General features: G+C 71.9%; 11 protein-coding genes, 1 tRNA gene and 1 pseudogene. 7 read left to right on the top strand and 6 right to left on the bottom strand.

Going from position 1 to position 11,870, the window contains the following annotated elements:
- A pseudogene (locus ACWCV3_RS08535) lies at positions 1–896 on the top strand (hypothetical protein); the annotation flags it as partial.
- A gap of 43 nt (positions 897–939) precedes the next feature.
- Here the strand turns inward: ACWCV3_RS08535 and ACWCV3_RS08530 are convergent.
- On the bottom strand, positions 940–1,701 hold the full coding sequence (locus ACWCV3_RS08530; protein ID WP_451220329.1) for a GltA: 762 nt from the start codon (positions 1,699–1,701) through the stop codon (positions 940–942).
- 637 nt (positions 1,702–2,338) lie between these two features.
- Between ACWCV3_RS08530 and ACWCV3_RS08525 the strand changes: the two genes are divergently transcribed.
- The gene (locus ACWCV3_RS08525; protein ID WP_451220326.1) at positions 2,339–3,334 is read left to right on the top strand and encodes an LAETG motif-containing sortase-dependent surface protein; all 996 of its coding nucleotides are present in this window, start codon (positions 2,339–2,341) and stop codon (positions 3,332–3,334) included.
- 300 nt (positions 3,335–3,634) lie between these two features.
- Positions 3,635–5,014 (top strand): phosphatase PAP2 family protein, encoded by a 1,380-nt coding sequence (locus ACWCV3_RS08520; protein WP_451220323.1) that lies wholly within the window; start codon positions 3,635–3,637, stop codon positions 5,012–5,014.
- A 19-nt stretch (positions 5,015–5,033) separates the two neighbouring features.
- Here the strand turns inward: ACWCV3_RS08520 and ACWCV3_RS08515 are convergent, their stop codons facing one another.
- From ACWCV3_RS08515 to ACWCV3_RS08505, 3 genes are all read right to left on the bottom strand, one after another.
- Positions 5,034–5,597 carry a hypothetical protein gene (locus ACWCV3_RS08515; protein WP_451220320.1) on the bottom strand — a complete coding sequence of 188 codons (564 nt, stop codon included), beginning with the start codon at positions 5,595–5,597 and terminating at the stop codon, positions 5,034–5,036.
- A gap of 61 nt (positions 5,598–5,658) precedes the next feature.
- On the bottom strand, positions 5,659–6,417 hold the full coding sequence (locus ACWCV3_RS08510; RefSeq protein ID WP_451220317.1) for a polysaccharide deacetylase family protein: 759 nt from the start codon (positions 6,415–6,417) through the stop codon (positions 5,659–5,661).
- A 129-nt stretch (positions 6,418–6,546) separates the two neighbouring features.
- Positions 6,547–7,065 carry a DUF4232 domain-containing protein gene (locus ACWCV3_RS08505; RefSeq protein ID WP_451220314.1) on the bottom strand — a complete coding sequence of 173 codons (519 nt, stop codon included), beginning with the start codon at positions 7,063–7,065 and terminating at the stop codon, positions 6,547–6,549.
- Between the two features lie 237 nt (positions 7,066–7,302).
- On the opposite strand from ACWCV3_RS08505, the gene ACWCV3_RS08500 reads away from it, so the two are divergent.
- Positions 7,303–8,376, top strand: coding sequence for a helix-turn-helix domain-containing protein (locus ACWCV3_RS08500; RefSeq protein WP_451220312.1), 1,074 nt, complete (start codon positions 7,303–7,305; stop codon positions 8,374–8,376).
- A gap of 72 nt (positions 8,377–8,448) precedes the next feature.
- Here ACWCV3_RS08500 and ACWCV3_RS08495 read toward each other — a convergent pair whose 3' ends face one another.
- Entirely contained in the window at positions 8,449–9,891 is a 1,443-nt protein-coding gene (locus tag ACWCV3_RS08495; protein ID WP_451220309.1) for a PA14 domain-containing protein, read from the bottom strand.
- A 320-nt stretch (positions 9,892–10,211) separates the two neighbouring features.
- A tRNA-Gly gene (locus tag ACWCV3_RS08490) sits at positions 10,212–10,285 on the bottom strand.
- A 208-nt stretch (positions 10,286–10,493) separates the two neighbouring features.
- On the opposite strand from ACWCV3_RS08490, the gene ACWCV3_RS08485 reads away from it, so the two are divergent.
- The 3 genes from ACWCV3_RS08485 (at position 10,494) to ACWCV3_RS08475 (ending at position 11,821) form a co-directional block, all read left to right on the top strand.
- Positions 10,494–10,652: a hypothetical protein gene (locus ACWCV3_RS08485; RefSeq protein WP_165507348.1), complete on the top strand. Its 159-nt coding sequence runs from the start codon at positions 10,494–10,496 to the stop codon at positions 10,650–10,652.
- An 82-nt stretch (positions 10,653–10,734) separates the two neighbouring features.
- A complete protein-coding gene (gene dcd / locus ACWCV3_RS08480; protein WP_135787309.1) occupies positions 10,735–11,310 on the top strand; it encodes a dCTP deaminase in 576 nt (191 codons plus the stop codon).
- A 13-nt stretch (positions 11,311–11,323) separates the two neighbouring features.
- Positions 11,324–11,821, top strand: coding sequence for a phosphoribosyltransferase (locus tag ACWCV3_RS08475; RefSeq protein ID WP_451220305.1), 498 nt, complete (start codon positions 11,324–11,326; stop codon positions 11,819–11,821).
- The last annotated feature ends 49 nt before the right edge of the window (positions 11,822–11,870 follow it).

Raw genomic sequence — 11,870 nt, 5'->3', positions numbered from 1 at the left:
TACTGCACCACCGCCGCCTCGCGGAGGTCGCCGAGCATCTGTGGTACGCGGGCGACCAGCGGCAGGCGGCCGAGCTCGTCCGGGACAACGCGGCCGACCTGATGGCGCTGGTGGAGTACGCGTCCCGCCCCGGCGCCCCGGATGCGCAGGTGACGGCGGCGCTGGCCACGGTGGCCGACCTGTGGTTCTGGTGGACGGTGCACGACCACGGCGAGCAGGGCCGCGCCCTTCTGGCCCGCCTGCTGCCCCGCGCGACCGCCGAGGACCACCTCACCGCCCGCGCCCGCTGGCTCGCCGCCTGGCTGCATGTCACCGGCGATCCGGCCACCGCCCGCGCCCTGCTCGGTCAGGTCTGGCCGGTGGCGGTTCTCGCCGGCGACGACGCGCTGATCGGCCGGGTCGCGCATGTCCAGGGCGTACTGGCGTGGGAGCGGGGGGACGCCCGCAGCGCCGCGGAGTGCTTCCGGCAGGCGGCCGACACCGTTCCGCTGTTCGCCCCCGGCGGCCCGGCCCCCGCCGTGAGTCTGGCGGCGCTGGCCGTGGCGCAGGCCAGCACCTCGCCTGGTGCGGCGGGCCGCAGCGCGCGCCGGGCACTGGCCTCCCCCGGCGTACGGGACGACGCCTGGGCCACGGCCCTCGCCCGCTACGCCCGCGCCTACACCGACCACCACCGGGGCCACACCGCCCGTGCCTGGCGCCGAGCCCACCGCACCCTCGCCACGCTGGCCACCTGTGTCTGGCCGCCGGGCACGCCGGACTGCTCCGGCCTCACGTCCGTACGCGCCGGTCTGCACCGCCTGCTCGCCGACATCGAGTCCCCCCGGACCCCGCGGGCCGCGGTGCCGGCACCGCGGACGGACACGCCGGTGCCGAACAGCACGCCCACCCGCGGATGAGGGGCGATCGGGTGGTTTCACGTGAAACACGAGGGCGATCGGGTCAGCCCTTGAGGGCCGCAGGCCGCCAGCGCCACCCCGCCGCGTGCAGTGCCTCCGCCCGCTGGACGGCGATCCGGACCCGGAGCCGGGCCTCGGCGCGGTCGCGGAAGGCTTCGGACGCGGTGTGCTGGGCGGGATGCTTGCGGTAGAGGGTCCCGGGCTCGGACTGCATCCAGCCGGGGCTGACCGCCTCGCAGCTCAGCAGCAGCGCCCCGTCCTCGAAGGCGGGCAGCGCGGGCCAGCCGCCCAGGAGCCGGACCAGCTCGGTGTGAACGGTCTGGGTGGTCCCGACCACCGGCATCGCCCCCCGCGCGGCGCCGTCCAACAGAGCCCGAGCGGGCAGCGGACCGGGCTCGGGATCGCGGGGGCCGGGTTCGAGCCGCCCGTCGGGATGCAGGTCGAGACATGGGGCGACGGTCCACCCGTAGCCGGGCCGGACGGCCAGCACCTCGATGTCGCGGGCCAGTGTGCCGGCATCAGGCAGCAGATCATCGGCATCGACGCACCGCAGCAGCGCACCGGTGACCCGAGCCAGCCCGAGCGTGCGCGCGCGAGCAGCCCCACCCCGCCGCCCGGTCCCGGTGGATATCCACGTCTCCTCCGGCAGCACCCCCGCCGGCCGCCCCGTCTCCCCGTCCTCCTGCACCACCCACTGCAGCCCCCACCCCGCCGGCAGCCGCTGAGCGCGCAACGAGTCGTACAGCTCCCGCAGATAGGCGTGCCCGCCGTCATGGACAGGCGTCAGGACGCTGAGCGTAGGCATACGGAGCGCACTCCCCTTCGGCGACCGAGTCCCGACCGTGACGTCCCGTCACCCTAAGGGCTGTCCCGTGATCCCCGGCGGGCGTCGAACCACCGGGGATCACGGGCCAGCTCTCAGGGCCTCTCATTCGGACCATGCCGAGCTCGCGAGGCCGGGGCCGGTCACGTGGGACGGCTCGGTGAGTCCGGCTCCCGTCCGCGGTGTGGGAGCAGTCGCGCCTTCTCGAAGTACCGCAGCACCGCCTCCACCGCCCGTACCGCCCGGGTGGGCCGGCGGCGTCGGTGCTGGGCCAGATCGGGGCGTCCGGGGGGGTGGTCCCTCGACCAGCGTGAGGGGGCCCTCCTCCAGGGCGCGGGACGCGTACGCGTGGGGGAGGACGGTCAGGCCGAGGCCCGCCATGGCGCAGGAACTCCTGAGCCCCGCCCGCCTCATCCTCGAATGATCGGCTATGTCTCATCTGCGCGCGGAACCAGGGGAGTTCACGTGGGGATTTCGAGAATTTCCGGGCAACCCTTTTTCCCGGCTGTGAGTCAGCCATGCGAAAACGTTGATCCCTGCTGCCCAGAGGTTCTTGATGAAGCTGCGTCGTTCCCTGGCTCTCGCTGCTGCGACGGCCGTTCTCTCTCCGGTCGTGCTCATGACGGCCTCGGTGGCGCAGGCGGAGGAGAACCCCTCTCCCTCGGCCTCCGAGTCGGTCACGACGGGCGAGACCGAGCCCGAGGGCGGCGTCACCTCCACCCCGGCCACCGGCACCTCCGCGCCGGCCGAGGAGAACACCTCCACCCCGCCCGCCGAGAACTCCACCTCGGCCGCGCCCACCGGGGAGACGACCTCGCCCTCGGCTTCCGTCTCCACCACGCCGAGCGCCTCCGCCTCCGCCTCCGCCTCCGCCTCCGCGTCGGCGTCGGCGCCCACCGGTCCGCAGGACTGCGACGGCACCGACCCGAAGCTCGACAAGGAGCTCACCACCAGCCTCTCCGGGCTCCCGTCGAAGATCGTCGCGGGCAGCGGGTTCCACGGCTTCAAGCTCAACGTGAAGAACTCGGGCGCGCACGCCTACAAGCGGGTCGACCTCGGTGTCTTCGCCGCGGCGATGGGTGAGGACGACCTCTCCGACGCCACCCAGTACCTCACCCTCCAGTACCAGGACCCGACCTCGGGCAAGTGGAACGACATCTCCGTCGACCTCGACGACGAGTCCGCCGGCTACCTCGGCTACACCGACGTGAAGGCCAAGGAGTCGTTCTCCATCGACCTGCGGCTGTCGGTCGACAAGAAGGCCCCCGCCGGCGCCGGCTTCGCGATCAGCATCGGTTCGTACGTCGACGACGAGGGCAACTGCGTCTACGCCTCGGACGACGACTTCTACGAGTTCGACATCCTGGCCGCCGGTACCACCCCCGGCCCGGTCGACGACTCCACCCCCAAGCCGCAGGGCGGCAGCAAGCCGCTGCCCAGCACCAAGCCCGCCGGCGACACCCAGGTCGTCCCCCAGGGCCACCTCGCCGAGACCGGCTCCAGCTCGGCCCTCCCGGCGATAGCCCTGGCCGGCGGCGCGGCCGTCGCGCTCGGCCTCGGCGCGGTCTTCGTCGTCCGCCGCCGTCGCAACGAGGGCGGGAACGTCGCCGTCTGACCCAGGGCCCCAGGGCACCCGCACCACGTGGAACAGGCCCGGACGAACCCCGTCCGGGCCTGTTCGCGTATCCGCCGGGTGTCCGAAAAGACATCCCGCGCCCGATTGGTGATCGATTTGTGTCCCCAGGGGGCGCTTTTCCGTGTCACCTTTGATTGGCTTCCGGGTGGTGTGGTGTTGTTGCGCCCGTCACATCGACTCCGCTCCGGTGTCGACGAGTTGGGTACGGCTCCGCCGCTTCCGCGACCAAACGGACCTATATCAGTCAGAATCCGGCATAACGAACAGAGAACGAGGCACATGCTGTCACGGGGGCTTTCGCGAATATCCGGCACGACCGCGCCCATCGCCGAGGGCCGGTCGCGGTGGAGACTCAGGGCCGCGGCGGGTGTGACCGCGCTCGCGTTCCTCGTCGTGCTGGAACTGACCGCGCGTCGACACGGTCTGCCGGGGCCGCTCACCACCCAGGTCGCGGAGCTGGTGTACCGCCCCAAGTCGGGGGCCCTGCTGTACGCCGGTCTGGCGCTGACGATGGTGGTGCTCACCTGGCGGCAGCGCTTCGTGGCGGTGGGAGTGGCGCTCGGTATCGACGCCGTCCTCGCGCTGACGCGGTGGGTGTTCGGCATCGGCGGGGTCGGCGGGATCGAGGGCCGCGCGTTCGGCAACGGCGCGCTGTGGGTGGTCCTCGGCTGCGGGGTCGTAGCCCTCACCCGCCGTACCGGCCCGGAGCGCACCCTGCTGCTGAAGGGCGTCGGCCTGGGCCTGCTGCTGGTGGCGGGCCGCAAGACCGGCGACACCTGGCTGCTGATCACCGCCAAGACCCGTCCCCGGGTGCTCGACCCGTACGTGGCGGTCGCCGACCACGCGCTGGGCAACCCGTCGTGGGTGGTGGGCCGCGTCGTCGCGGCGACCGGCCCGGTCGGTTACCACATCCTCCACGCGGTCTACGGCCAGCTCGCGGTGGCCGCGGTCGTCGTGGCGCTGTACCAGCTCCGCAACGTGGCGGCCGAGCGCCGCTTCCCGGCCCACCACCTGGTGCGCACGTTCCTGGTGATCGGTCTGCTCGGACCGGCCGTCTACATGATCTACCCCGTGGTCGGACCCGTCTTCGCCTACGGCACCGGGGCCTTCGGCACGGGCAGCGCGCACTGGGCGGTCGCCGAACTCTGGCCGCACACCCCGCCCCCGGTCGTGTCCCCGCACTCGGTGGTCTACGACGCGATCACGCCCCGCAACTGCATGCCCAGCCTGCACACCGCCTGGGCCACAGCGATCTTCATCCACACCCGCAGGGCCCCGCGGTGGATGCGCCTGGCGGGCACGTTCTGGCTGCTGGCCACCCTCACCGCGACCCTGGGGTTCGGCTACCACTACGGAATCGACCTCGTCGCCGGTGTGGTGTTCACGCTCACCATCGAGACGGGCCTGCGCGCCCTCGACCACGGCTGGGACCGAGCGGCTGTACAGCAGGTCGCCGGCGGGGCGGTGTTCTTCACCGCCCTCCTGCTCGCGGTCCGCTTCCTGCCCGTCCAGATGGCCCACCACCCCTGGACGGTCGGCCCCTTCGTCCTCCTGGTCACGGCCGCGCTGATCTACGGCTACATACGCACCACCGTCCGCTGGGAACCGAGCCCCGCCCCGCCGACGCCCCGCGCGGAGCCGCAGCTCGAACCGGCGTGAGGCGTCCACGCGGCCGGGCTCAGTGGTCGTCGCGGATGCTCGTGGCGATGCCGTTCCTGATCACGACCTCGGCCGAGACACCCTTCTTCGCGGCCGTCTCGAGCTGGGCCTCGGTGCACTTGGTGCCGCCGGCCGCGCCCGGTTCGCCGCAGATGTCGTCGTAGCCGATGATCTCGGTGTCCTCGGCGAGGAGGAACTCCTGCTCGCTGTCCCTCTGGCCGCTGACCGTGTACTTGCCGGGTGCCAGGTAGGAGACGTTGCCGAACCAGGTGCCGCTGACGCCCTCGCCCTTGTCGACACCCTCGACGGCGGTGTCGCGGGAGGGCGCGGCGGGAGTGGAGCCGGACCCCGCACCGGTGGAGGAACCCGCGCCGGAGCCCCGGCCGGCCCCCTGCTGTGCGGCTGGCCGCTCCGACCCGCCGGTGTTCCGGGAGGCCGGAGCGCTCGGGGCGGTCGGTGCGGTGGCCGTGGTGCTCGTGCCGGCGTCGGCGGCGGAGTCCGATCCGCTCTGGCACGCCGTCATCAGCAGCCCGGCCGTGATCGCGACGGAGGCGGCAACGGCCCTGCGCAGGTGGCGGTTCATCACAGGAGACACCTTTCGAGGTGTGTGGGGGAGGGAGAGGGGAAGAGGGGTCGAACGGTCCTCAGCGCACCGGGAACCCGAACGAATAACCCCGCTGCCTGAGTTCGGGCAGCACCCGCCGCAGTGCCTCGACCGTCTGCGAGCGGTCGCCGCCCGCGTCGTGGAACAACAGCGTCGGGCCGTTGGGGAGTTCGCGCTCGACCGTGGACACGATGGCGTCCGTGCCCGGCTGCTCGAAGTCCTTGGTGTCGACGTTCCAGCCCAGCGGACGCATCCCCCGCGAGGCGGCGAGCCTGCGGCTGGCGGGAGTGAAGGCGCCGCCGGGGGCGCGGTAGTACATGGGCCGCACACCCCCGGACGCCTCGGTGATCATGCGCTCGGCGTCGAGGATCTGCCGCGACTGGTAGGACACGGGCTTCTTGTCCATGGCGGTGTCGTGCGACACCGTGTGGTCGCACAGCCGGTGCCCGGCGGCGACGACCCGCTTCACCAGGTCGGGGTGCGCCTGGGCCTGGGTGCCGACCATGCAGAACGTGGCCTTCACACCGTACTCCTCGAGCACGGCCAGCACCTGCGGGGTCCAGGTGGGGTCGGGGCCGTCGTCGATGGTGATGTTGACGCCGCGCGCGCCGCGGTCGGAGGAGTGCGCGATGGTCACGCCGACGGGTTCGACGCTGCTCGTCGCGGGTTTCGGCGCGGGCCCGCCCGCGGTGTCGGCCTGCGCGGTCCACAGGGACGCCCCGACCGCGAGCAGGGTCACCCCGAGCGCCGCCCCGACCACCTTGCCGTACCAGCCCCGCGTCCCGATGTGCCGCGCCATGCCCGCCCCCGCTCTCGCCCGTCCGACCCCGGCCGCGTCGCGACCACTTGTCAGGACGGAGGGCGGGAGCGGGGGGATGCGTGTGTTACCGATCACGGACGATTCCGGGGGAGTTTCCGGACAACGCCTCTACCAGGTAAGGGCGTCGGCCGCATTGTCCTGCCAGTACGTCACGGCGGCCGCGCTGTTGAAGAAGGTCCCGCCGTTCGGCAGCTTCAGCGTCCTCTCCTTGCCGGTGCCGCCCGCGGTCCGGCCGGTGAAGAGCACGCCGAGGGTCTTCTCGGTGGCGCCGCCCTCGCCGTCAGGGGAGTACGTCGCGATGCCGGCGTACGCGGACTCGCCCGGATTGAGCGTGATCACGGCCTGCGGCTTGCTGTCCTCGACCCAGGCCAAGGGGGCCTGGGCGCCGGCCCCGGCGCGCAGGAAGGGGGCGTGGTAGGCGTCGCACGCCTTGGTGCCGGTGTTGGTGGCCTTGAGCAGCAGGTGGTTGATGGGGCGGGACACCTCGGTGACGGTCAGCCGGGTGTTCGCGGTGGTGCAGGTCGCCGTGGTGGCGGCGGTGGCCGCGCCGGCCTGGACGCCGACGAGGGTGAGTGCGGTGAGGGCCACCAGGGAGGAGGCGGTGGCGGTGCGGGTGGCGATACGCATGAGTGAGTTGCCCTGTCTGTGGGTGAGTTGCGCTTCCGCCGGTCCAACGCCCGAGGCGCGGGGGGAAGCTGGGCCGGCACGGTGACCGGTGGGTGCCGTGCTTGGATGGCCCCAGCCTGTGCCACTCCGTCTCCGGCCCGCCATTCCATCGGGATTTCCGGAACGCTGGGATGCCTGCACCGGCTCTGACCTGGTGAAACGCGTCCGGCATGGGATGCCGGACGGAATGGGGGACTGGTGGGGGCGGCTGAGGAGATCGGCGAGTTCGCGGCGCTGTTACGGGAGTTGAAGCAGCGGTCGGGGCTGAGTTACGAGGCCCTGGCGAAGCGCGCGCACATGAGCACGTCGACCCTGCACCGGTACTGCCGGGGCGACGGCGTACCGGCCGACTATGCGGTCCTCTCCCGCACGGCCAGGCTGTGCGGGGCGACTCCGGAGGAACTGGTGGAGCTGCACCGGAGGTGGGTACTGGCGGACGCGGCGCGGGAGCGGGGGCGGCGGACGGCCGCTCCGGCGCCGGAGGAGAGCGCCCCGCCGGCTCCCGCGCCCGGACCTGCCCCCGCACCCGCGGAGGAGCCGTCCCGACGCCCCCGCCGCAGGCACTGGCCCCTGATCGCGGCGGCCGTCGCCCTGGTCCTGACGGTGGCCACCGCGCTGACGCTCGACCGCGAGGACGGCCCCTCGGCACGTGACGCCGCTTCGGGCCGGGCCACCGCCGCCCCTCTCACCGTGAGCACCCGCACCTACGGCTGGGACGACCCCCAGTGCGAGGGCAAGTACCTCGTCGACCGGCCTCCCGCCGAGGTCGCCCCGCCGGTGATGGGGCAGGACGTGCCGGGCTGGGTGAAGGCGCACCGGGCCGTCGCGGCCGACCGGCAGCGGGTGGCGCTGACCGTCCAGGGCACCGGCGACGAGGCCGTCGTGATCGAGTCCATGCACGTGGGCGTGGCCGACTCCGGCCCGCCGCCCGCCTGGAACGCCTACCTCGGCTCCTCGGGCTGCGGCGGAGGCGTCGAGACGAGGTCGTTCGACACGAACCTCGACGCCCCGCACCCCGTACTGGCCCCCAGGGCAGGCCAGCGCGGCTTCCCCTACAAGGTCAGCCGCACCGACCCCGAGGTCCTCTACATCACCGCCCACGCCGACACCCACGACGTCCACTGGTACGTGGACCTCCAGTGGAACAGCGCCGGCCGCCAGGGCACGGTCCGCGTCGACGACCACGGCGAGGCGTTCAGGACGAGCGGGAGCCGGGGGCGGCCGGTGTACGAGTTCCTGGTGGGCGGGACGCACTGGTACCGGGACGCGTGACCCTCGCCCCGGACAACGAGAAGGGCCCCGGCCGATGACCGGGGCCCTCTCGATGACGCGGGTGCCGCGAGCTCACTCCGACCGCTGGGCCGCCGGCACGGTCACGGCCCGGACGTCGCTGTACGGCGAGTAGTTCCCGGCCGCGTCGTAGGAACGGGCCCGGTACTCGTAGGTGCGCCCGCCGGCCGGCAGCGGGTCGCAGACGGTGGCCGTGGCGGTGCCGGAACGCGGGTCGTAGCCCTGATGCAGGACGGGCGACCAGGTGCCCGCCGTCGCCTCCCGGCGCTCGATCTCGAAGCCGGTGAAGTCGCGGATCGGGGCCGGCGTGGTGTCCGAGGCGGTCGCCCGGATGCCGCCCGCGCAAGTGCTCAGGGTCAGGTCGGGGGCGCTGTAGGGGGCGATGCCGTCGGGAATCCCCAGCCACAGCTCGTTGGTGGCACTCGCGTCGAGCCCCTGCGAGCCGTACGTGGTGGTGCCGCCGTGGTTGGTGACCAGGACGCGGTAGTGGCGCCACTCGCCGTCGGGGGTGACGGGACCGGTGGTCCAGGTGCTGCGCGTGGTGGTGCCGAGCGGCACCCAGACGTAGTAGCCGTCCACCAGGTCGTTGCTCAGGACCGTGTAGTGGTCGAACTGCGGTTCCGTGTTCTGCGGCCACTTCAGGGTGACCTTGCCGGTCGCCTTGTCGTACGTGCCCGTGAGGGACGGCACGACCGGCAGCGGCCGGACGACGGTGTCCGTGCTGCCCGACGAGGTGTTGCCCGCCTTGTCCTTGGCCCGGACCTCGTAGAAGTACGGCGTACGGTCGTCGGGGTTCACCAGGGGGTCGGTGTGGCTGCGGGCGGTGGTCGTGGTCACCCGCGTCCAGGTGCTCGATCCCTCGGGCCGCCGGTAGAGGGAGTAACCCGCCAGGTCCATCTCCTTGTTGGCGGACCAGGAGACGGTCGTCCTGCGGGTGGTGGTGTCGTAGGCGGTCTTGACGCCGGTGGGTGCGAGCGGCTTCGTCCTGTCGTACTGGGCCGAAGTGCGCGGCGTGTAGCTGTACTTGACCTTCGCGGCGCCGCTCCAGTTCACGCTGTCGACGCGGAGGGTGTGCTTGCCGGCCGGGACGGTCAGGTTGACGCTCCTGGAGCGCGCGCTGTCTCCCGTACCCGACCAGAGGTCGATCTTCCGCACGCCGTCCAGGTAGACGCGGACGCCGTCCGTGGCGGAGACGCTGAACGTGAACGGGCCGCCGGAACCGAAGTCCCGCTTCACCGACCAGCGCACACCGAAGTTGTCGGACGGCATCCCGGCCAGGGGCCGGCCGGACCAGCTCTGGTCGACGGCGCTGTCACAGTCGGTCTTCACCGGCGAGCCCGAGAACGAGGTGTTCTTGTAGAACGCCCGTGTATAGACATGGTCCGGACAGGTGACACCGGCGGCCACCGCCTCCGGCGCGGCCGCCAGCAAACCGCCCACGACAACGGCCGACATTGCACCACCGGTCACGGCGGTGACGAGCTTCTTCTGACGCACGGGGGCCTTTCACGCTGCGCTGAACAGATGTACGGCGTGAAGACCTACGGGGAGGGCGGAAGGTTGCAGTGGAAGCATGCAGCCGTGACCACCATCGATGTCGGCGGACTCCCCGACGAGCCCGCCTCGCGCCGGGTGCCGCGGCAGGAGCCGGCCGCCTTCCGGGATGCGACCACGGGCCTGGTCCGACCCGGCACGGTGTGCCCGTCGCGACCCGGCGAGTCACCGCTCGTGGGCTGCTCCGGCACCTACGGCCCGCCGCGGGGACGTCGGTCACGACGAACAAGAAGCCCCCGGGTCACCGACCCGGGGGCTTCGCGTGGAGCGGGTGACGAGAATCGAACTCGCGCTCTCAGCTTGGGAAGCTGATGTTCTACCATTAAACTACACCCGCGCAATACGGACATATCGACTGGAGTGCAGTCGGTGTCCGAACGCTCGCTCACTCTACCTCATGGGCGGGCCGGAGCGGGGCGTACGGTGGGTGCCTCGGGGTACCGGAGTGCCGTCTGGAGCGGGTTCCGGTTGGTCCCGTAATGTGGCGTTCGGCGTCGGGGGAGCGAGCCCGACGCGGCTCCTGGGGAAGGGACTTGAGGGACTTGATGGAACGCACCGTCGTCCGCTGCGCGGACGGGCACGTCTTCAGCGCCGCTACGTTCCCGATGCAGCAGGCCGAGCGGCTGGGCCCCGGCAGGCTCGTCCGGTGTCCCCGCTGCGCGCGGCTGCGCAGCGCGGTGCCGGTCACGCTGCAGAAGCGGTAGGCAGCGGCAGGCGCACGCACCACGAGGGGCGCGGACTCGTCACGATTGTCGGCGGTCCGCGCCCCTTGCGTATCCTCGGGGCGTGCTTCTCTCAGACAAGGACATCCGGGCCGAGATCGACGCCGGGCGGGTCCGGATCGATCCCTTCGAAGATTCCATGGTTCAGCCCTCGAGCATCGACGTACGGCTGGACCGTTACTTCCGGGTGTTCGAGAACCACCGGTACCCCCACATCGACCCCTCCGTGGAGCAGCCGGACCTCACCCGGCTGGTCGAACCCGAGGGCGACGAGCCGTTCATCCTGCACCCCGGTGAGTTCGTGCTGGCGAGCACGTACGAGGTCATCACGCTCCCCGACGACCTGGCCTCCCGCCTGGAGGGCAAGAGCTCCCTCGGCCGCCTGGGCCTGGTCACCCACTCCACCGCCGGCTTCATCGACCCCGGCTTCAGCGGCCACGTCACCCTGGAGCTGTCCAACCTCGCCACCCTGCCGATCAAGCTCTGGCCCGGTATGAAGATCGGCCAGCTCTGCATGTTCCGGCTCTCCTCCCCCGCCGAGCACCCCTACGGCAGCGAGCGCTACGGCTCCCGCTACCAGGGCCAGCGCGGCCCGACCGCCTCGCGGTCCTTCCTGAACTTCCACCGGACCCAGGTATGAGGGCGATGACGATATGAGTGACGCGCGGGAGAACCTGACCTACGAGCGCTTCGGCACGGCCGTCCGCGAGCTGGCGCAGACCATCGCGGACGACGGCTACGAGCCCGACGTCGTGCTGAGCATCGCGCGGGGCGGCGTCTTCGTGGCCGGCGGCCTGGCCTACGCCCTGGACTGCAAGAACATCCACCTGGTCAACGTGGAGTTCTACACCGGCGTCGGCACCACGCTCGACATGCCCGTGATGCTGGCGCCCGTCCCGGACCGCATCGACTTCTCCGACAAGAAGGTGCTCATCACCGACGACGTCGCCGACACCGGCAAGACGCTCAAGCTGGTGCGCGACTTCTGCCTCGACACCGTCGCCGAGGTGCGCTCCGCCGTCATCTACGAGAAGTCCCACTCCCTCGTGAAGTGCGAGTACGTCTGGAAGCGCACCGAGGACTGGATCAACTTCCCGTGGAGCGTCCTGCCACCGGTGGTGCGCCGTGCCGGGCAGGTCCTGGACGCCTGAGCTGCACCCCCGTACGGAGAAGGGCCCCCGGAGCGGCAAGCTCCCGGGG

This window comes from Streptomyces sp. NPDC001781 (assembly GCF_053596035.1).
Note: the sequence above shows the minus strand (reverse complement) of the source record. Positions and strands in the feature narration are given on the sequence as shown.